Origin of the sequence: Ectopseudomonas chengduensis (assembly GCF_900102635.1) — a bacterium.
Taxonomy (GTDB): Bacteria; Pseudomonadota; Gammaproteobacteria; order Pseudomonadales; family Pseudomonadaceae; genus Aquipseudomonas; species Aquipseudomonas chengduensis.
Genome location: NZ_FMZQ01000012.1, coordinates 185058 through 205378, shown reverse-complemented (window position 1 = coordinate 205378; position 20321 = coordinate 185058). Strand labels below are relative to the sequence as shown.

Below are 20321 nucleotides of genomic sequence, written 5' to 3'. Positions count from 1 at the left end.
TATTGATTAACAAGAAGTTTTTGAAGCGCTTCATCGCTGAAGTGGCGCGCATTCTACCGCCAGCAGAATGCGCGTCAAGCTTATATTTCAATTTTCTTTGGGTTCTCTCGAAAAAGGACGCCCGCTCTCTGTAATGCGCCCGCGACAGCGGAGAGACGCATCAGCAGCAACGCGCCACCGATCAACGCGTAAGCAAGCCACTCCCCCAGATCAGCCCGCACGACCCAGAGCATGTGTAACAAAGCCAGCAGCAAGATGGCGTAAACCAGGCGGTGCAGCGTCTTCCACTTACGGCCCAGCTTTCTGATGCTAAAGCGATTGGAAGTAACGGCCAGGGCAAGCAAGCCTATATAGGCCAATGTCCCCACGATTATGTAGGGGCGCTCGGAAAGATCGCGCAGCACCAGGTCCAGGCGCACCCCAGCGATAAACAGCACATAGCCGGAAAGGTGCAGCGTCACGTAGGCAAAGCACCACAGTCCCAGCTGTCGTCGCACGGCAATCCACCCACCCCAGCGCGTCAACTGCTGCAGCGGCGTCATTGCCAAGGTGATCAACAAAAGGATCAGAGCACCGAGCCCCAGGTTATCCACCAGCACCTTGCCGGGGTCAGGCCCCAGCAAATTGAAGACGGCGCAGTACAGCCAATACAGCGGCGGTACCGATGCAGCCAGGAATACGCCGACGCGCCAGAGCCTGTAGCGCATCAGTAGTACCTCGACAGATCCATGCCCGCATAGAGGTCAGCGACCTCCTCGTAGCCATTGAACATCCGCGTATCGATCACGTTGGGGCTGAACAACCCGCTGGGCAAACGTCGCTCGGTCGCCTGCGACCAGCGCGGATGGTCGACCTGCGGATTGACGTTGGCATAGAAGCCGTACTCATTCGGCGCGATACGCTCCCAGGTAGTCTTGGGCGCCTCACCCACAAGACTTATCCGCACGATGGACTTGATGCTCTTGAACCCGTACTTCCAAGGCACTACCAGGCGCAGAGGCGCCCCATTCTGGTTTGGCAAAACACGTCCGTACATGCCGACGGCCATGAAGGCCAACGGATGCATGGCCTCATCCAGGCGCAGCCCCTCGACATAGGGCCAATCGATCAGCGAGAACCCCGAGCGTTGCCCCGGCATGCGCTCACGATCGACCAGTGTCTCGAAGCGCACATAGCGAGCCGACGAGGTGGGTTCGACCTGTTTGAGCAGATCAGCCAACGGAAAACCCAGCCAGGGAATGACCATGGACCAGGCCTCGACGCAGCGCAGCCTGTAGATGCGCTCTTCGAATGCATGCGGTTTGACCAAATCCTCGATGGAGTAGCGCCCTGGCTTGCTCACTTCGCCATCGACCATCACCGTCCAGGGCTCGACCTGCAACTTGCCGGCATTGGCTGCCGGGTCGCCCTTTCCCGTACCGAACTCATAGAAGTTGTTGTAGTGCGTGGCGTCCTTGAAGGGCGTGATGCTTTCACCTTCAGCGGTTATCGCCTGCCAACGCGCCGCCGCCAGCTTCTCTTGAAACCAGCCCGGAGCCTTCGACGGCTCGACATCGGCGTAGACACCTGGAGTGTCAGCACTGGCCAGACCCGGCATGGCAGCCATGGCCGCCAGCGCCAGCGAGCCCTGCATCAGCTTGCGACGAGAGAGATAAACCGATTCAGGAGTGACTTCGGACTCGAGGGCCCGAGAGGAAGGAGGAACTCGGATGAGCATGGCGACTCCGCGACTACAGTTCGAGAAACGAACTGTAGACCACGGAGCAGAGAAGAAATTACAGCGTCAGGCAGATTTACGACGACGCAATTGCAGCAGGTACTGGATCGGACCGGAAGCCGCATAAGCGAGGAAGATCAGCAGCAGGATACGGGGTGGGTCGCTGAATACCACCGCGAATACCAGCACCACGGCCAGAATGGCTACGAAGGGTACGCGTCCCTTCAGGTCCAGGTCCTTGAAGCTGTAGTACTTGATGTTGCTGACCATCAGGCAGCCAGCAGCGGCAACGAGCAGCGCCACGGCGAAGGACATGTTGGAGCCCTTGATGCCGAAATCGCTGAATGCCCACACCGTACCGGCAACCACGCCTGCCGCAGCCGGACTGGCCAGGCCGATGAAGTAGCGCTTGTCGACGCTACCGATCTGCGTATTGAAGCGCGCCAGACGCAATGCAGCGCCAGCGACATAGATGAAGGCGACCATCCAGCCCACCTTGCCCATGCTGCCCAGCGCCCATTCGAATGCGAGCAGAGCCGGCGCCACACCGAAAGCGACCATATCGGAAAGCGAGTCGTACTCGGCACCGAATGCACTTTGCGTATTGGTCAGGCGCGCTACGCGACCGTCCAGACCGTCGAGCACCATGGCGACAAATACTGCGGCGGCGGCCACGTAGAAGTTGCCGTTCATCGCATTGATGATGGAATAGAAACCGGCGAACAGGTTGGCCGTGGTGAAAAGATTGGGCAGCAGGTAGATACCACGGTGACGCACCTTGCGCCCTTCCGCGTCCTGCCCTTCCTCTATGTGCTCGTCGATCGGCAGCAGGCTTTCCAGATTGTCGCCAGCCGGCTTTTGATCCTCGGGACCTTCACTCATGAACAGCACCTTGCAACGGGTTTGACGAATTTCGACCGGGACGACTGAACTCAGTTCGCCACTCAGCGAGCTGGCTTTATACCAGAAGCCTCGCCGCAGAATGAAAAAACGCGGCATAAAGCCGCGTTCTTTCGCACATCGCAGACCTTAGTTCTTGGCCTTGTCGACGATCTTGTTGGCAGCGATCCACGGCATCATCGAGCGCAGCTGCTCACCGATGACTTCGATACCATGAGCGGCATTGTTACGACGCTTGGCAGTCATCGACGGGTAGCCAGTGGCGCCTTCGCTGATGAACATCTTGGCGTACTCGCCGTCCTGGATGCGCTTGAGGGCGTTGCGCATGGCCTGACGGGATTCGGCGTTGATCACTTCCGGGCCGGTCACGTACTCGCCGTACTCGGCGTTGTTGGAGATCGAGTAGTTCATGTTGGCGATGCCGCCTTCGTACATGAGGTCAACGATCAGTTTCAGTTCGTGCAGGCACTCGAAGTAGGCCATTTCCGGCGCGTAGCCAGCTTCGACCAGAGTTTCGAAACCGGCCTTGACCAGCTCGACGGTACCGCCGCAGAGAACAGCCTGCTCACCGAACAGGTCGGTTTCGGTCTCGTCCTTGAAGGTGGTTTCGATGATGCCGGTACGGCCACCGCCAACGCCCGAAGCGTAGGACAGGGCGACGTTCTTGGCGTTGCCGGAAGCGTCCTGGTAAACAGCGATCAGGTCAGGGATGCCGCCGCCTTTGACGAACTCGGTGCGCACGGTGTGGCCCGGAGCCTTCGGCGCGATCATGATCACGTCGAGATCGGCACGCGGCACAACCTGGTTGTAGTGAATGGCGAAACCGTGGGAGAAGGCCAGGGTGGCGCCCTTCTTGATGTTCGGCTCGATCTCGTTCTTGTACAGCTGGCCCTGGAATTCGTCCGGGGTCAGGATCATGACCAGATCGGCAGCGGCAACGGCGCTAGCCACGTCGGTCACTTTCAGGCCATGAGCCTCGGCCTTGGCAACGGTAGCGGAGCCTTTGCGCAGGCCGATGGTGACGTCAACGCCGGAATCTTTCAGGTTGCAGGCCTGGGCGTGGCCCTGGGAGCCGTAACCGATGATGGCGACTTTCTTGCCCTGGATGATGGAGAGGTCGCAATCTTTGTCGTAATAAACTTTCATGTTCTTGGCTCTTTTGAATCGAAAGGGATGGGGTGCGAGGCACCGCGACGAAGACACCTTAAGGGATCCGCACCATTGCGTAAAATGATATATTTGCAACACAACATGCCGATATATGAAACATAAATGGACAGCCATTCCCTCCGGCTTTTTCTCTCCCTGGCTGACAACCTGCACTTCGGTCGCACCAGCCGCGAACAGCACGTCAGCCCGTCCGCCCTTAGCCGCAGCATCAAGCAGCTCGAGGACGAACTGGGCGCCACGCTGTTCGTGCGCGACAACCGCTCGGTGCGCCTGACTCGCGAGGGCCAACAGTTTCGCGAGTATGCGAGCGAGGTCATCAATGGTTGGCAGGCGATTCGCCAGACCTTCATGCAGGACCAGTTGAATCTGCATGGCGAGCTGTCGCTGTACTGCTCGGTTACCGCAAGCTACAGCTTCCTCTATGACATCCTCAGCAGCTTTCGCCAGGACTACCCACGCATCGAAATGAAACTGCATACCGGCGATCCGGCCAAGGCCGTCGAACGGGTGCAACAGGGACTGGAGGACCTGGCCATCGGCGCCCTCCCCGACAGCCTGCCGGGCGGAGTGGAATTCCAGTCGATCACTCGCTCGGAATTGCGCTTTATCGGCCCGCAGACACCACAACTGCTGAACGACGATCAACTGCAGCACCCGACCGCCGAGAGCTGGAAAGACGTGCCGATGATTCTTTCGGAGGAAGGCCTGGCCCGGACACGCACTGATCGCTGGCTGAAAAGCCACAACATCAAACCGCGCATCTATGCCCAGGTCAGCGGCAACGAAGCGATCGTCAGCATGGTCAGTCTGGGCTTCGGTATCGGGGTGGTGCCGCAGATCGTGCTGGACAACAGCCCGCTGACCGCCCGCATCCGTATCTATGATATCCAGCCACCGCTCACCGCTTATGACATTGGCCTGTTCGCGCTGGAAAAGCGCCTCAAGGACCCGCTGATCGCGGCCTTCTGGAATCGCCAGCGCTGAATGCCAGGCAATAAAAAGCCCCGCACCAGGCGGGGCTCTTTTTACCATGACGATCAGATACTCAGTACCTTGTCGCCGCGAGCGATGCCCGTGACACCACTGCGCACGGTTTCCAGGATCGATGCAGTACCGACAGCCTGAATGAAGCTGTCCAGTTTGTCGCTGGTACCGGTCAGCTGCACGGTGTAGACGCTGCTGGTCACATCCACGATCTGGCCCCGGAAGATGTCGGTAGTACGCTTGACCTCGGCACGCTGAGCGCCAGTGGCCTTGATCTTGACCAGCATCAGCTCGCGCTCGATGTGGGCGCTTTCCGACAGGTTGACCAGCTTGACTACCTCGACCAGTTTGTTGAGGTTCTTGGTGATCTGCTCGATCACCTCATCCTGTCCAACGGTGGTGAGGGTCAGGCGCGACAGCGTCGGATCTTCGGTTGGCGCAACGGTGAGGCTTTCGATGTTGTAGTTACGCTGGGAGAACAGACCAACCACGCGCGACAGGGCGCCCGGCTCGTTTTCCAGCAGCAGGGAAATGATGTGTCGCATCTTAGGTCCGCTCCGTCTTGCTCAGCCACATGTCACGCATCGCACCGTCTCTGATCTGCATCGGATAGACGTGCTCGCTGGAATCCACCGCGATGTCGAGGAACACCAGGCGATTCTTCAAGGCAAAGGCTTCCTCCAGCTTGGGCTTGAGGTCCTTCAGCGAAGTGATGCGCATACCGACATGGCCATAAGCCTCGGCCAGTTTGACGAAGTCCGGCAGCGACTCCATGTAGGAGTGCGAATAACGGCTGTTGTACTGCATGTCCTGCCATTGGCGGACCATGCCGAGGGTACCGTTGTTCAGGTTGACGATCTTCACCGGCAGGTCGTACTGCAGGCAGGTCGACAGCTCCTGGATGTTCATCTGGATGCTGCCCTCACCGGTGACGCATGCCACATCGGCTTCCGGGAAGTTCAGCTTGATGCCCATTGCGGCCGGGAAACCGAAGCCCATGGTGCCCAGGCCACCGGAGTTGATCCAGCGGTTGGGCTTGTTGAAACGGTAATACTGCGCAGCGAACATCTGATGCTGACCGACATCGGAGGTGATGAAGGCATCGCCCTTGGTCACGTCACACAGGGTTTCGATCACGGTCTGCGGCTTGATGATCGAACCGTCGCCCTCGTTGTAAGGGAACAGACGGCCGCTACCACGCCACTCTTCGATCTGCTTCCACCAGCTGGCAACGGTGTCCTTGTTCGGGGTTTCGCCGATTTCCTTGAGGATGGCGACCATCTCGGTCAATACGCTGTCCACCGGGCCAACGATCGGGATGTCAGCCTTGATGGTCTTGGAGATCGAAGCCGGGTCGATGTCGATATGAATGATCTTGGCGTTCGGGCAGAACTTCGCCGCGCCGTTGATCACGCGGTCATCGAAGCGCGCACCGACAGCCAGGATCACGTCGGCATGGTGCATCGCCAGGTTGGCGGTGTAGCTGCCGTGCATACCGAGCATGCCGATGAACTGGCGATCGGTACCCGGATAGCCACCGAGGCCCATCAAGGTGTTGGTCACCGGCAGGTTGAGCATCTGCGCCAGCTCGGTCAGCGGCGCAGAGGCGCCGCCCATGATCACGCCACCGCCGGAGTACATGACCGGACGCTTGGCGGCCAGGAGCATCTCGGCAGCCTTGCGGATCTGGCCGGAGTGGCCACGCACCGCCGGGCTGTAGGAACGCAGCTTGACCTTCTTCGGATAGACGTACTCGAACTTCTGGGTGGGATCACCCATGTCCTTCGGAATGTCGACCACGACCGGACCGGGACGACCCGATTCGGCGAGGTAGAACGCCTTTTTCAGCACTTCGGGGATTTCCGACGGGTGCTTGATGATGAAGCTGTGCTTCACGATCGGGCGGGAAATACCGACCATGTCGGTTTCCTGGAAGGCATCGGTGCCGACCATGGCGCTCGGCACCTGGCCGGAGATCACCACCATCGGAATGGAGTCCATGTAGGCGGTGGCAATACCAGTGATGGCATTGGTCGCACCAGGGCCAGAGGTCACCAGCACCACACCGGCCTTGCCGGTGGCGCGGGCATAGCCGTCAGCCATATGGGTCGCTGCCTGTTCGTGACGGACCAGGATGTGGGTCACTTCCGGTTCTTTGAACAGGGCATCGTAAATATGCAGGAGAGCACCGCCAGGGTACCCATAGATATGCTTAACGCCTTCGTCACGCAGGAAGCGGACGACCATTTCAGCGCCGGATAAAAGCTCCACGTTGTTCACCTCTTGAACGCCAGTATGCCACCCGCCAACGGGCAGCCCTAAGTAGGTCTTACTGTCAGCGGACACGCACGACGGTGATCGTGGATTCGGAACATCAGCTTGACGAGTAACGGAGCAGCCCATGGTCTTGCGGGGCCGACCCTCCCAGCGCGAGGTAACGCGTTGCGGGTGTCACGGTTCGGCGCGGGTAGCGCCTCTTTTCCCCGAGCTGGAGGACGCTTGCGGCGGACTCCACTACGGGGGAAGGCTGGATTGTTCGGGTTCGGCGAAGGCAAGTCAAGAGATGGCTGACCTATTATTCAACCTGCTGCTGTGACGCAGCGCAGGATGAAGATTGCCGGCTTTTGGTTATAGTAACCATCAGCACCGCCGCTCTCGATAAAGGAAACAGCATGCGCCACATGATTCTTACTGGCACCCTGATGCTCGCTTTGAGCACATCCGCCATGGCCAGCCAGGTTTACAAGTGGGTAGATGAAAAAGGCGTGACCCACTTCGGCGCGCAACCTCCGCAGGGCCAAGAAGCCACGACCATCAATACTGCCGCCCCGCCTCCACGACCTGCGCCAAGTGAGCCGGCGCCCAGTTTCGATGAGCAACTCGACCCTGAGCAGGCGGCCATCGACAAGAAGGTCAAGGAAGATGTGGCGAAGCAGGAAGCCGAGCGCAAGCAATACTGCGAGACAGCACGCACTAACTTGGCTCAGTTGGAAAACAACCCACGCGTCAGGATTGAAGACGGTGGCGAGCTGCGCCGTATTGGCGAGGATGAACGTCAGGAGCGCATCGCGGAACTGAAGAAGTCCATCACAGAAAGCTGCAAATAATGAACTACGCGCACGCCCTCAAGGCGTGCGCGTAAGCAGGCGGTCGAACTCGCCAAGCAGTTCGAGCAGCCGACGCGCAACGCGCGGCTGCTGCTGATAGACCATCTCCGCCATCGCCTGAATACCCGATACCGAGGGCAATGCTGCACCGGTTTCCAGCAGAACCTTCATACGCGGCAGAAAAATCCACTGCAGCCATTGCTCGAACGCCAGCGTATCTACACAGAACGGCTCCGGGCTGGCCAGGGCCTCGGCACTCGGCGCCTCCTCCTGCCACCAACCCTGCACACGTAACTCACGCTCGATCAGCAGCAGGTGTTCGGCCAGTGCGCTTGCACGAGCATCCATCAGAGATTGACTCGTGCGCGTTCACGGGCCTGGGCAGCACCAGCGGGATCACCCTGGCGCTCGCGGGCGCGGGCAATCAGATCCCACAGGCTGGCCTGCAGCGCCGGACGACCACTGGCTTGAGTCAGACCACGACGGGCCAGTTGCTCGGCCTGCGCTGCATCGCCCTGAGCCATACGTACCTCGGCAAGACGGTAGAGCACCTGCGGCTCACGCGGGGCGATGCGCTGGGCACGTTCCAGACTGGAGGCGGCGCCATTCAGATCGCCACCGCCCTGCTGCTGTTGAGCAGTGGTCAACAGCGCGAGAACCGGGCCATCCAGTTGCTCGTCAGCAGCCAGGCCGCCACCGCTGGGAATGCCGCTGGGCATGCTCGGTGCCGAGGAGCCGAAGCTGCCTTGGCTCGGCGCAGACGGCTGGCTGCTCACGGGCGGCTCGAAGGTCAGGCCGCCACTGGAGGTAATCGGCTGCGTATCGGTCTGCAATGGCGTCGAGACGGCACCCTGCGGCACCATCACAACAACACCGGAGTCCTCCTCAATACGCTGCGGCGCAGCTGCGGGGGTTGGGCTGGTCGACGGACCAGAACCACCCGACGATAGTGGAGAGCCGGCATCGATCACCGGAATCGAACCCTGCGGTACCGTGCTGCAACCACTCAACACCGCTGTTGCCAGCATAGTGGCAAGCCACTTCTTGTTCACATCCAATCCTCTTCAGGTAACACCGAATCACTCGATCCGGCCGTTATTCCAACCACCCTTTGACCCAGTCCATCACGGATTCGACCGGAGCCTGAATACCGCACGCGGAACCGGCGGCAGGTTCACTGCCGCGAATATAAGGCATCTGTACCGCATTCGGGCAGCCCGAAGCCGAGCCCAGACCAGTCTGACGATCCACCCAGGCCTGGGTGACGTTGTCCGGCATCGGCATATCCAACGGCAGCGGATCCGCCTTGCGCATGAACCCGGTCCAGACCTGCAGTGCACCGGTCGCACCGGTCAGCGGGGTCGGGCCATTGTCGTCACGCCCCAGCCACACCACCGACAGCAGATCCTGACTGAAGCCAGCGAACCAGCTATCACGCGAGTCGTTACTGGTCCCGGTCTTGCCCGCCAGATTCAGCGAACTGGGCAGTTGGCTGTAAACCGAGCGACCAGTGCCTTCACGCATGGTGCGCTGCATGGCGTTTTGCACCAGATAGATGGCGCCTGGATCGAAGCGCTGCTGGATCTGGAATGGATAACGACCGAGCGGCTCGCCATCGGCGGTCAGCACACTGCGAATGCCGCGCAACGGCGTATTGAAGCCACCGTTGGCCAGGGTCTGGTACATGCCCGCCACTTCCATCGGCGTCAGTGCCCCAGCACCGAGCAGCATCGACGGATAGGCCGGCCACTTGCGCTCGACGCCCAGTCGCTCGAGCGTCTTGAGCACGTTGGGCACGCCGATCTCCAGGCCGAGCTTGGCCGTCGACAGGTTGTAGGACTGCGCCAGCCCCTGATACAGGTAGATGGTGCCATGAGCCTTGCGGTCGTAATTCTGCGGCGTCCAGACCTGGCCATCCTGGCCCTTGATGGAAAACGCTTCGTCCTCCAGCCAACTGGTCAGGGTGTACTGACTCGGACGCTCCAACGCAGACAGATAAATAGCCGGTTTGATCAGCGAGCCAATCGGCCGCACAGCATCCAGCGCACGGTTGAAGCCGGCAAACCGCGGCTGACGGCTGCCAATCAATGCCTGGATTTCCCCAGTTTCAGGGTTGGTCACCACCATACCGGCCTGCACTTCATCCACGCCCTTGCGCCCGGCCAGGCGCTTGAGCGTCTCGGCCAGCGCCTCTTCGGCCTTGAGCTGCAGGATCGGATCGAAGCTGGTGAAGATGCGCAGGCCTTCTTCGGTCAGATCCTGCTCACGATAGTCTTCACGCAACTGACGCTTGACCAGATCGAGGAAAGCCGGGAACGAGCTGTCAGCCATGCTGCCGCGCGCGCTCACGCCAAGCGGCTTCTGTTTGGCTGCTGCTGCCTCCTCGGGGGTGATCGAGCCTTGCTCGGCAAGCAGATCGAGCACCAGATTGCGGCGCGCCAGCGCACGCTCGGGATTGCGCCGCGGGTTGAAGTAGGTGGGGCCTTTGACCATGCCCACCAGCAACGCGACCTGCTCCAGCTTCAGCTCGGAAACCGGCTGACTGAAGAAGTACTGGCTGGCCAGACCGAAGCCATGCACTGCGCGCTGACCGTCCTGACCGAGGAACACCTCGTTCATATAGGCCTCGAGAATCTCGCGCTTGTCGTAGTGCAGCTCGAGCAGCACCGCCATCATCGCTTCGGTGGCTTTACGCACCAGGGTGCGCTCGTTGGTCAGGTAGAAGTTCTTCACCAACTGCTGAGTCAGGGTGCTGCCGCCCTGCACCAGGCGCCCGGACGTGGCGTTGATCCACATGGCGCGGGCGATGCCCTTGGGCGACACGCCGAAGTGATCGAAATAGTCGCGATCCTCGACCGCCACCAGCGCATCGATCAGATAGGCCGGCACCTGATCCAGCTTGATCAGGATGCGATCCTCCTGATGCGCCGGATAAAGCCCACCAATCAGCATCGGCTCGAGTCGGGCTACCGCCAGGTTGCCGCCGTTGGCCTGGGTCAGACCGGCGACGTAATCGCCAGAAAAGCGCACACGCACCTTCTGTGACGGTTCGGCACCTTCATAGAACTGAAAGCCGCGACTGTGCAGTTCGATGTTGTTACCGGCCACCGACACTGCGCCCGGCCCGTTGACCGTGCTCTCGCGGCGGTAGCCCAGCGCATCGAGTTCACGCAGGAAATCGTCCTTGGCCAGCTTCTGCCCGACGAAAAGTTCGAGCGGCCTGGCGTAGACCTTCGCGGGCACCGTCCAGCGCTTGCCGGAAAACTTTTCCTGCACCACGGCATCGAGATAAACGGCAAAGCCGGCAAGGATCACCAGACCAACCAGACCGAGCTTGAGGCCCCAGGCAAACCAGGGACGCATACCGGACGAGCGGGATTTTTTGTTTGAGCGGGGGGAGCGTTTTCGAGTCATGGCGGGATTATACGCACTTTACATAGGGGCCAGCAGGCCGCCTGGATGGTTTGCAGAGCAGCTCACAGCGGCCATAATGCCCAGCTCGAACAGCGTCTAGAACAAGGATCGAACGTGAGCCAAGCCCTGATTGCCGCATTGCAGAACCCGGCCCTGTATCCGCATCCTGTGGATGGGTTTCAGGTCATTGAGACCCACATTTCCTGGGTTTTGCTCACTGGCCCCTACGCCTACAAGATCAAAAAACCGGTTAACTTCGGGTTTCTCGACTTCACCGAGCTCGATGCACGCCGTCATTTCTGCGAAGAAGAGCTGCGCCTCAACCAGCGCCTGACCCAGGATTTGTATCTGGACGTGTTGCCGATCGGCGGTAGTGAAGACGCGCCCAGTCTCGACGGCAGCACACCAGCCATCGAATACGCGCTGAAAATGCGCCAGTTCCCGCAGGAGCAACTGCTCAGCGCCATCCAGGCACGTGGCGAACTGAACGACGCCCATATCGACGCCCTGGCCGAGCAGATCGCCACCTTTCATCTGAACGCACCGAAGGTGCCGCAGGAACATCCGCTGGGTAGCGCAGAAGCGGTAATGGTTCCGGTGCAGCAGAATTTCGACCAGATTCGCCCGATGCTCAGCGAGCAGGCAGACCTGCAGCAACTCGATGCCCTCGAGGCCTGGGCCCAGTCCAGCTACGAACGCCTGCAACCATTGTTGAGCGAACGCAAGGCACAGGGGTTCATCCGCGAATGCCACGGTGATATTCACCTGGGTAACGCCGCTCAGATCGACGGTCGAGTGGTGCTGTTCGACTGCATCGAGTTCAACGAACCCTTCCGCTTTACCGACGTCACCGCCGATATCGCCTTCCTCGCGATGGACCTCGAAGACCGCGGCCTCAAATGCCTGGCACGTCGCTTTATCAGCGGCTGGCTGGAGCGCACTGGCGATTATGCCGCCTTGCAACTGCTGAACTTCTACAAGGCCTACCGCGCCATGGTGCGCGGCAAGGTCGCACTGTTTCGCCTGGGACAAGAAGAGAGTTCGGTACAACGGGCGGTGATCCTGCGCCAGTACCGCGCTTATGCTGCACTGGCGGAAAGCTACAGCGCCATTCCATCGCCCTTTCTGGCCATCACCCATGGCGTCTCGGCAGTCGGCAAGAGCCACGTAGCCATGCGCCTGGTCGAAGCACTGGGCACCATCCGCCTGCGCTCCGACATCGAGCGCAAGCGCCTGTTCGGCGAGCAAAGCGCCGAAGCCAAGGATCAGCTGGCCGCCGGTATCTACAGCACTGACGCCAGCCAGGCGACCTACCAGCGCCTGCATCAGCTGGCGCGTCAGACACTACTGGCAGGCTTCCCCGTGGTGATCGACGCAACCTATCTCAAGGCGGCGCAACGCCAGGCCGCCAGCGAAGTCGCCGAAGAGACCGGCGTGCCCTTCCTGATTCTCGACTGCCAAGCGCCGCAAGCCGTGATCGCTAGCTGGCTGGAACAGCGCCGCAGCGAGGGCCAGGACCCGTCCGATGCGACGCTGGAAGTGATCCAGGCCCAACAAACCAGCCGCGAGCCGCTCGACGATGAGGAGCAGAGCCACAGCAAGCGTGTCGATACACATGACAGCGCAAGCCTGGACAGCCTGGTCGAGCGTATTCGCCAGCGCCTGCCAGGGATCTGATCATCGCTCCAAGCGGTTAGCACGCCCTGCCAGGCAAACCCTGGCAGGGCTTCTATACTGCCGGTGAAGCCATCACCGGTATCCGCCATGAGTCAGCCACGCCAGCTTGATCATCCGCTCTACCACCTGCTGCACAACGACGATGTGAAAGGCTTCAATGCGCAGAAGCCAAAAGGCGTGGAGGTCGATCTGTCCGGTGGCGACTTTCGCGGGCTAGACCTGCGCAACATGGACACCGACGCCGTCAATTTCAACGACGCGTATTTCCGCGGGGCAGACCTGCGCGGCCTGGACTTCCGCAATGCCCAGATCGAAGGGGCCAGCCTGGCCCACGCGCAGATTTCTGGCGCCTACTTTCCAGCCGAACTGACCGCCGACGAGATTCTCATGTCGGTCAACTTCGGCACTCGCCTGCGCTATCGCACCAAGTAGCGCACTTCGAGCGACGACGCGAAGCACTCAGGCCATTGGCCGCTACACTTTCCGGCAGGCACGCCAACGTGAACCTTTCCCCCGCACGCATGGAGGCCCGATGAACGACGAACTGCAACACTTGAAGAACCTGGGCAAGACCTCGGCGCAGTGGCTGCACGCCGTAGGGATTCACAGCGCCAACGACCTGCGTCGCTACGGCGCTGTCGGAGCCTATCGCGCGGTCAGGGCGCGCGGTTTTCGTGCATCCAAGGTGCTGCTTTACGCCATCGAGGGCGCGCTGCTCAATGTGCATTGGAGTGAGCTCCCCCCCGCGCACAAAGCCGAACTGAACGGCAAGCTGGACGAAGCCCAGAGCCACAACAAGAGCTAGCTCACAACACCAGTGCAAGGTGATTTACTCGAAGAGCCGCACAGCCTATTGTTTCAGGGACCTTCGTGTGGTCAGCCAGTCCAGCCAGTTCAAGGAATTACGGTTATGTATTTACTCGGGGAGCAACCTGCCTACGCCGATCAGTTGATCAATCGCCTACAGAGTATCCCCACTCAGCTGCTGGAAGGGCTGCAACCCGCGGGTGAGCCACTGCGTCTGGAGCGTGTCGATGATCTGGCTCAGGTACTGCCTGGCAACCAGCTATTCATCATCGAGAACGGCCTGTTGCATGCGCTGGTCGATGAGCGCCCGTTGTTCTATCTGCAAGAGGGCGATCTGGTCGGCCTGCGCCAGGGCATCGACCTCCCCTCCTGCCGTTACAGCAGCGAAGAACCCATCAGCCTGATTCCCTACTCGCGCAGCGAAACGTTCCAGCACATCTATGCCAGCGAGCAGCGCCAGGAACAGTTCATTCAATATCTGATCGGCCATACCGCCCTACTGTCCGACGCACTGGCACGTTTGAAACAGCCGGAGATTCGTCCGGCGACTGGCTTCCAGCATTTCGCTGCCGGCGAGGAGCTGATTCATCAGGGCGATGAAGCTGACCACGTGTTCATCATCATCGAGGGCCACGCCGAGGCTTACGTCGACGGGCAGAAGGTCGGTGATGTGCAAAAGGATGAAATCTTCGGCGCCATGGCGGTATTCACTCGCGAGAAGCGCAGCGCCACGGTTGTCGCCAGCGAACCTTGCACGGTGATGGTGATTCCCAAGGAACAATTCCTCAGCCTGATGCAAAGCAACCCGCGCATCGCTCACAGCCTGATCGAGAGCATGGCACGACGCATCGACCTGCTGAACAAGGAAGTCACTCAGCTGCGCTTGCCTGGGGAATCCTGAGTCTCCATCCCACATCAGCGAACCCCGGCCCCGTGCCGGGTTTTTGCATTTATGAGGCCGGCAAAACTTTCTGAGAAAAGTTCTCAAAAGGGCGTTGACTATGTAATGAGAATTGTTATTATTATCTCAACTGGTCGCGAGATCAGCCGATAAGCTAAAGAGACCATTCAGTCGGACTCTTCAGATTATCTCCTCATCAGGCTAATCACGGTTATTGACCCGGCTCTTGCCGGGTCTTTTTTTGCCTGGACAAAAGTGCGTCATGCCGTCTCCACACGAAGCCCTTAGCAGGGTCTAGTCGTCGACCTGAGCCAGCCAGTCCGGCAAATTGAAATGCAGGCTGATGCGCGTGATCAGCCCGTGCTGGATCTCGAAGAAGGCGCCGACGCGCATCTCGTAACGCTGCCCGCAGGCCTCCGGCAGGCCATCATCAGTAGCCAGATACTCGCCGATAACGCGGTACTCGCAGGCCGCATGTCGCCCTTGTGGCTCGACCAGGATCACCAGCGACTCGATCATCTCGCGATAGCAATGCAGCTGCCGCTCCAGAAAAGCCGCGAAGGCGTCGCGCCCATGCTCGGTGAAACCCTGATTGGGCTGCAGAATCAGCTCGTCGCTGACCAGTGCCAGACAGGCGCGGATATCCCGATCATTGAGGGCGTTGAAATAACCTTGCAGCAGGTCGCGAACGTCTGTGGACATAGGTCAGGCTCCGAATCGGCAAAGCGCCGAGGATACCTTGCAGGCAGCCCACGAAAGGCGGCTAGGGTCGCAGTTTGGCGCAGTGATCCTGCTCCGGCTGCGCTGCCGTGAACCAGACGTAATCGGCCATAGTAGCGTCCACCGCACGGCCGACTTCGGCCAATATCAGCACCGCGCTGCCAGCCTGCGCGCTGAGGTCCGCCAGGTGCAAGGGTACGCCGAGATCCTTGCGCACATGAAAGGCGCCGGCCAGCAGCAGGCTTGGCTGTGGCGCCGCCAACAGAGCCTCGGCCATGCGCCGATCACGCTGTTGCTGTACAGCAAGCATCGCCGGCAACTGGCTGTCCGGCAGCAGGCCGCAGTGCGACTCACGGATATCCGCCAGCAAACGCTCCTGCACCTCGGCTGCACCAGAGCGCTCGCCCCCGAGCGTCGGGCGCTGGCGATAGATCTGCATGATCTCGGCACGATCCAGATTGGCCGCAAGCAAGGGGTAGGGCTGCCGCAATTGATGCATCACCAGCGGCCCGTAAAGCGACCAATCCCATCCAGGTTGCCAGGCCAGGGTATCGAACGGATCGGTAATCGCCTGCCCCGCGCGCGCAGCTGTCCGGGCCTGATCGACTTTGTTCTGCTGATCAGGATTGAGCATCTCCATCAACACGCTGCCCTGCGGGCGCAGCCTGGATAGCTCGCGCAATAGCCAAAGCTGCAGGGCATGGTGATCAGGATTGTCGTGCTGCTCACCGACCAGTACCCGCTCGGCCAGTGCCAGGCGATCCAGCAGTTGCTCAGGGTCGATAGTGCGTCCGCTGGCCAGATCGACGATACGCCCCAGATCAGCATGCTCATGCCCCAGCGGAGCAAGCGGTACCGGCAGCGGCAGCATCGGTCGGCTCTGGCAGGCAGCCAGCAGCATCAGACAGCTCAGCAGTACAGCTCGCATCGAGGGCTCCAACATTATTCAGCGTGCGATGATCAGCGGGTGGCCGCGTTCGGGATGAGTCTGCACCAGCACTTCCAGACCGAACACGGCCTGCAGGGGCTCGGCCCGCAATACTTCGGCAGGCGTACCCAGCGCATGCGCCCGGCCCTGCTCCAGCAACAACAGGCGATCACAGTAACGCGCGGCCAGATTGAGGTCATGGAGGATCACCAGCACCGCCGCGCCGGATTCGGCCAAACGACGAACCGCCCGCAGGCAGGTGTGCTGATGCAGCGGATCGAGCATCGAGGTCGGCTCATCAAGCAGCAGGATCTGCCCCTCGCCTCCCGGCCACAGCTGCGCCAGCACCCGCGCCAGGTGCACGCGTTGGCGCTCCCCGCCGGACAACGCCAGGTAGCTGCGCCCCGCCAGGTGAACAGCATCGGCTGCCTGCAGCGCCTGCTGGACGATCTGCGCGTCGAGCACGCGCCCGCTGTCATGCGGCAGACGGCCCATGGCGACCACTTCCTCGACACGAAAGGCGAAATTCAGACTGGAACTCTGCGGCAGGACGGCCAGACGTCTGGCCCGCTCCGGCCCGGCCCAATCATCGAGCGCGCGCTGATCCAGCGTCACCTGCCCGGCGCTGGCCGGCAGCTCGCCGGTCATCGCCGCCAGCAGGGTGCTCTTGCCCGCACCGTTGGGCCCCAGCACACCCAGCACTTCGCCGGGGTGCAACTGCAGATCGATGCCACTGAGCGCCACGCCCTGGCCGCGGCGGACTTCCAGCTGTTCAACCCGCAGCATCAGCTTCGCCCCCGCACCAGCAGATAAAGAAAGAACGGCGCGCCGATCAACGCCGTGACGATGCCAATCGGCAACTCGGCAGGTGCCAGTGCCAGGCGCGCGACCAGATCGGCCAGCAGCAACAGGCTCGCACCGGCAAGCGCGGATGCAGGGAGCAACAGGCGATGATCGGGGCCCACCAGCAGGCGCATCAGATGCGGCACCACAAGGCCGATGAAACCGATCAAGCCGGCGGCCGCCACCGCAGCACCGACACCCAATGCCGTGCAGAACACCAGCTCGCGCTTGAGGCGCTCCACATCGAAACCAAGGTGGCGCGCCTCCGACTCGCCCAGCAGCAGCGCGTTCAACGCCCGTGCCCGTCGCGGCAACCACAGCGCCACGGCCAGCGTGGCCAGCAACAGCGGCCAGAGTCGCGCGTAACTGGCGCCGTTGAGGCTGCCCAGGTTCCAGAAGGTCAGGGTGCGCAGGGTCGCATCGTCCGCCAGGTAGGTGAACAGACCGATGGCCGCCCCCGCGAGCGCGGTCAGGGCGATGCCCGCCAGCAACATGGTCGCCACATTGGTCTGCCCGTCACGTCGGCCCAGACGGTAGACCAACGCCGTGACCAGCAAGCCACCGACGAAGGCACAGGCCGACAGCAGATAGGGCGCGAAGGCTTCGGGTAAACCACCGAACGCGGCGCCGCCGACAATGGCCACCGCAGCGCCCAGCGCAGCGCCGCTGGAAACACCCACCAAACCGGGGTCAGCCAGTGGATTGCGAAACAGCCCCTGCATCGCCACGCCACAGAGCGCCAGCACCATGCCCACGGTCAGCCCGAGCAAGGTGCGCGGCATGCGGATCTGCGACAGGATCAGTTCGGCCTGCTGTAGCGATGCATCCGCCGTGAGAGGCAGGCCCAGCAGACGCAGTGCTGCACGCATGGTATCGCCCAGTGGCAGACTGACCGGTCCGAGCGCCAGCGACAGCCACAGCACGAGCACGAGCAGCAGGCCCAGTACGATGAACAATGGGCGCGTCGAAAAAGGTGAGGTCATGGCTCGCGCTTGGCTTCGGCTGTCGGAAATTGGCTGGCAGGATAAAAGCCTGCAGCGAGCATCGCCAGCCCATCCGGCACGCGCGGCCCAAGACCGCCGACCAGCAGGGTCGGGTCCAGCGCCAGTAAACGTCCCTCGCGCGCCGCGCGGGTACCGGCCAGGGCAGGATTCTGCTGCAGCAGGGCCTGCCTGGCCGCGTCACCCTCCAAGGCGCGATCAGCCACCACCACGACCTGCGGATCGAGCGCCAGCAGCGCTTCGCTGGACAACGCCTTGTAGCCGCTGTGACTGGCCAGATTGCGCCCGCCGGCACGGCTGATCAGCCAGTCGGCAGCGGTGTCGATACCACCAACCAGCGGACTGCCACCGGCATGACCGAGCAATAGCAACACACCGGGCGCGTCTTGGCTGCGCTGGGCCTGCTCGACCCACTGCTGCTGGGTCTGCAAGCGCGCCTGGTAAGCAGCGAAGGCGCGTTGCCCTGCCGCCTCATCACCGAGCAACTGGCCCAGCCGCTGCAGGTTGGCCTGCAGGCTGTCTAGCTCGGCTCGCGCAGTCAGGCGCTCGATGCGCACACCCGCCGCTGCCAGTTGCGCGAGCACCGGCGGCGGGCCCATTTCTTCACTACCCAGCAGCAGATCCGGGCGCAGGGCCAGAATGCCCTCGGCCGCCAGTTGCCGCTGATAACCGACGCTGGGCAGCTTGGTCAGCGAGGCGGGATGACGACTGGTGCTATCGACGCCCACCAGCTTGCTCTCACCGCCGAGCAGCACCACCCACTCACTCAGAGCGCCACCGGAACTCACCCAGCGCTGCGGCAGCGGCTCGGCCGCCAGCACCATATTGGGAAATAGCAGGACGGCCGCCAGGCCGCCCAGGATATTGGCAAGACGCATGATCTTGACTCCTCGAAGATGACATCGACCGGCCAGCCGTTGCAGGTGACCGGCACACTCGGCTCAGGCCAGCACAGGCAGTGACTCGGCGCGCTCGGCCATACCCGGCTTGCGCGCACCGAACAGCTGGACCACCAGCTCGCCCTCGGCATCGAAGGCCTCCAGACTGGTGATCACGCCGTCGATGCTGGGTTTGCGCACGCGCCACAACTCGACCACACCGCGCGTCTGCAGGTGCAGGTTGAAGTCGGGGTCAAGCACGTTGAACCAGCTGTCCATCCAGCGCAGGTTGTGCACCGGGCCGGTGTGGATCTGAATGCAGTGGCGGTTGCCAACGAACACCATGATCGGCACTTCACGGGCAGCGGCCTGCTCCATCAGCGCCGTCAACTCGGAGGTCGCCAACGGTTGCGCCCATTGCTCACCAGCCAGGCGCAGCGCCTGGGTACGGGCCACCTCATGCTTCTTCAAAAGAGCGAAGAAATGGTGGGTGTCCTGCAGCGTCGCCCAGCCCTCACGCAGCGCCTGACTGTCGATATCGGCGTCGACCTTGCGCAGCGGCGCAGCAGGCGGCGGCAACAACTGCAGCTCGGCGCTCTGCTCGCCAGAGAAGCGCTCGATCAGCGGCTGCCAGGCGCTCAGCTCACTACGTTCGGTCAGGTAGACCTTGTGCACGGCAACGCCCTGCTGGTCGAACACCTGGATGCTGCGCTGGGTGCCCTTGGCGGTTTCCTCGGCGATGGCGAACACGCTGGCCCAGCCACCGAGGAAAAGACGCAGGTCGATATCTGCCGACACCACCAGGCCCATCTGCCCGGATGCGGCAACACTCACCTCGCGGTACAGCCCCTTGCGCTCATGGACGCAGTGCTCGTTGCGGGTCAGCACCATCACATGGCCGAGCGCGCCGAGTGCCGGCAGCAACTCGGCCCAGTCCGGGCGCAGCCGTCGCGCATCGATACCCAGACGGCTAGCAGTCAGCTCGGCCTCGCTCACGCCCAGCTGTGCTGCCGCCTCGCGGGCGCGCAGACGTGGTTGTTGCAGACGCAGCGCCTGCCAAGCCTGGTAAAGATTGACCGCCTGAGCGGCAGCAGTTGGAGCGGTACTCATGAGAACAGTCCTTCCTCGCGGGCGATTGCCAGTGTCTTTGCGGTACAGACCTCAGGTCAGCGCCAACAAAACAGAGCAATAATCTACATGAGAATCACTTATATAGAGTAGTAATCCACCCCTAATCACTGTAACGCCGCCAACCTTGGGCATAGGCGTCGTAC

The 20321-nt window shown here is 61.5% G+C and carries 21 protein-coding genes; 6 read left to right on the top strand and 15 right to left on the bottom strand.

Annotation, left to right across the window (positions count from 1 at the left end; all coding sequences use genetic code 11):
- Window positions 1–80: 80 nt before the first annotated feature.
- From msrQ to ilvC, 4 genes are all read right to left on the bottom strand, one after another.
- The gene (msrQ, locus tag BLS08_RS18790) at window positions 81–707 is read right to left on the bottom strand and encodes a protein-methionine-sulfoxide reductase heme-binding subunit MsrQ (protein WP_017675286.1); all 627 of its coding nucleotides are present in this window, start codon (window positions 705–707) and stop codon (window positions 81–83) included.
- Complete coding sequence (msrP, locus tag BLS08_RS18785; RefSeq protein WP_026088415.1) at window positions 707–1717, bottom strand: protein-methionine-sulfoxide reductase catalytic subunit MsrP; 1011 nt, start codon at window positions 1715–1717, stop codon at window positions 707–709. The genes msrQ and msrP overlap by 1 nt, the downstream gene beginning before the upstream one ends.
- A gap of 66 nt (window positions 1718–1783) precedes the next feature.
- Window positions 1784–2599, bottom strand: a complete 816-nt coding sequence (gene pssA, locus BLS08_RS18780; RefSeq protein ID WP_026088416.1) for a CDP-diacylglycerol--serine O-phosphatidyltransferase — start codon at window positions 2597–2599, stop codon at window positions 1784–1786.
- Window positions 2600–2746: 147 nt separating this feature from the next.
- Window positions 2747–3763: a ketol-acid reductoisomerase gene (ilvC, locus tag BLS08_RS18775; protein WP_017675289.1), complete on the bottom strand. Its 1017-nt coding sequence runs from the start codon at window positions 3761–3763 to the stop codon at window positions 2747–2749.
- Between the two features lie 126 nt (window positions 3764–3889).
- Between ilvC and ilvY the strand changes: the two genes are divergently transcribed.
- Window positions 3890–4771 carry an HTH-type transcriptional activator IlvY gene (ilvY, locus tag BLS08_RS18770; protein WP_017675290.1) on the top strand — a complete coding sequence of 294 codons (882 nt, stop codon included), beginning with the start codon at window positions 3890–3892 and terminating at the stop codon, window positions 4769–4771.
- Between the two features lie 53 nt (window positions 4772–4824).
- On the opposite strand, the gene ilvN is transcribed toward ilvY, so the two are convergent.
- Together ilvN and BLS08_RS18760 are read right to left on the bottom strand one after the other, a co-directional pair.
- Window positions 4825–5316: an acetolactate synthase small subunit gene (gene ilvN / locus BLS08_RS18765; protein WP_003462832.1), complete on the bottom strand. Its 492-nt coding sequence runs from the start codon at window positions 5314–5316 to the stop codon at window positions 4825–4827.
- A 1-nt stretch (window position 5317) separates the two neighbouring features.
- Window positions 5318–7042 (bottom strand): acetolactate synthase 3 large subunit, encoded by a 1725-nt coding sequence (locus BLS08_RS18760; protein WP_026088417.1) that lies wholly within the window; start codon window positions 7040–7042, stop codon window positions 5318–5320.
- 401 nt (window positions 7043–7443) lie between these two features.
- Between BLS08_RS18760 and BLS08_RS18755 the strand changes: the two genes are divergently transcribed.
- Window positions 7444–7878 (top strand): DUF4124 domain-containing protein, encoded by a 435-nt coding sequence (locus BLS08_RS18755; protein ID WP_017675292.1) that lies wholly within the window; start codon window positions 7444–7446, stop codon window positions 7876–7878.
- 18 nt (window positions 7879–7896) lie between these two features.
- Here the strand turns inward: BLS08_RS18755 and BLS08_RS18750 are convergent, their stop codons facing one another.
- The 3 genes from BLS08_RS18750 to mrcB all read right to left on the bottom strand — a co-directional run bounded on the left by BLS08_RS18750 (window position 7897) and on the right by mrcB (window position 11292).
- On the bottom strand, window positions 7897–8226 hold the full coding sequence (locus tag BLS08_RS18750; protein WP_017675293.1) for a YqcC family protein: 330 nt from the start codon (window positions 8224–8226) through the stop codon (window positions 7897–7899).
- A complete protein-coding gene (locus BLS08_RS18745; protein ID WP_033377261.1) occupies window positions 8226–8906 on the bottom strand; it encodes a tetratricopeptide repeat protein in 681 nt (226 codons plus the stop codon). Before BLS08_RS18745 ends, BLS08_RS18750 begins: the two co-directional genes overlap by 1 nt.
- A gap of 67 nt (window positions 8907–8973) precedes the next feature.
- The gene (gene mrcB, locus BLS08_RS18740; protein ID WP_026088419.1) at window positions 8974–11292 is read right to left on the bottom strand and encodes a penicillin-binding protein 1B; all 2319 of its coding nucleotides are present in this window, start codon (window positions 11290–11292) and stop codon (window positions 8974–8976) included.
- A 114-nt stretch (window positions 11293–11406) separates the two neighbouring features.
- On the opposite strand from mrcB, the gene BLS08_RS18735 reads away from it, so the two are divergent.
- The 4 genes from BLS08_RS18735 to BLS08_RS18720 all read left to right on the top strand — a co-directional run bounded on the left by BLS08_RS18735 (window position 11407) and on the right by BLS08_RS18720 (window position 14677).
- Window positions 11407–12969, top strand: a complete 1563-nt coding sequence (locus tag BLS08_RS18735; protein ID WP_017675296.1) for a bifunctional aminoglycoside phosphotransferase/ATP-binding protein — start codon at window positions 11407–11409, stop codon at window positions 12967–12969.
- An 87-nt stretch (window positions 12970–13056) separates the two neighbouring features.
- Window positions 13057–13401, top strand: a complete 345-nt coding sequence (locus BLS08_RS18730) for a pentapeptide repeat-containing protein (protein ID WP_017675297.1) — start codon at window positions 13057–13059, stop codon at window positions 13399–13401.
- A 100-nt stretch (window positions 13402–13501) separates the two neighbouring features.
- Complete coding sequence (locus BLS08_RS18725) at window positions 13502–13774, top strand: TfoX/Sxy family protein (protein WP_017675298.1); 273 nt, start codon at window positions 13502–13504, stop codon at window positions 13772–13774.
- 105 nt (window positions 13775–13879) lie between these two features.
- Entirely contained in the window at window positions 13880–14677 is a 798-nt protein-coding gene (locus BLS08_RS18720) for a cyclic nucleotide-binding domain-containing protein (protein WP_017675299.1), read from the top strand.
- A gap of 294 nt (window positions 14678–14971) precedes the next feature.
- On the opposite strand, the gene BLS08_RS18715 is transcribed toward BLS08_RS18720, so the two are convergent.
- From BLS08_RS18715 to BLS08_RS18690, 6 genes are all read right to left on the bottom strand, one after another.
- Window positions 14972–15379: a nuclear transport factor 2 family protein gene (locus BLS08_RS18715; protein WP_017675300.1), complete on the bottom strand. Its 408-nt coding sequence runs from the start codon at window positions 15377–15379 to the stop codon at window positions 14972–14974.
- A gap of 61 nt (window positions 15380–15440) precedes the next feature.
- Entirely contained in the window at window positions 15441–16325 is an 885-nt protein-coding gene (locus tag BLS08_RS18710) for a ChaN family lipoprotein (protein WP_017675301.1), read from the bottom strand.
- Window positions 16326–16343: 18 nt separating this feature from the next.
- Window positions 16344–17111: a heme ABC transporter ATP-binding protein gene (locus BLS08_RS18705; RefSeq protein WP_017675302.1), complete on the bottom strand. Its 768-nt coding sequence runs from the start codon at window positions 17109–17111 to the stop codon at window positions 16344–16346.
- Window positions 17111–18151: a FecCD family ABC transporter permease gene (locus tag BLS08_RS18700; protein WP_017675303.1), complete on the bottom strand. Its 1041-nt coding sequence runs from the start codon at window positions 18149–18151 to the stop codon at window positions 17111–17113. Before BLS08_RS18700 ends, BLS08_RS18705 begins: the two co-directional genes overlap by 1 nt.
- Entirely contained in the window at window positions 18148–19047 is a 900-nt protein-coding gene (locus tag BLS08_RS18695) for a heme/hemin ABC transporter substrate-binding protein (protein WP_017675304.1), read from the bottom strand. Before BLS08_RS18695 ends, BLS08_RS18700 begins: the two co-directional genes overlap by 4 nt.
- A 63-nt stretch (window positions 19048–19110) precedes the next feature.
- Window positions 19111–20157 carry a hemin-degrading factor gene (locus tag BLS08_RS18690; RefSeq protein WP_017675305.1) on the bottom strand — a complete coding sequence of 349 codons (1047 nt, stop codon included), beginning with the start codon at window positions 20155–20157 and terminating at the stop codon, window positions 19111–19113.
- Window positions 20158–20321 lie beyond the last annotated feature (164 nt).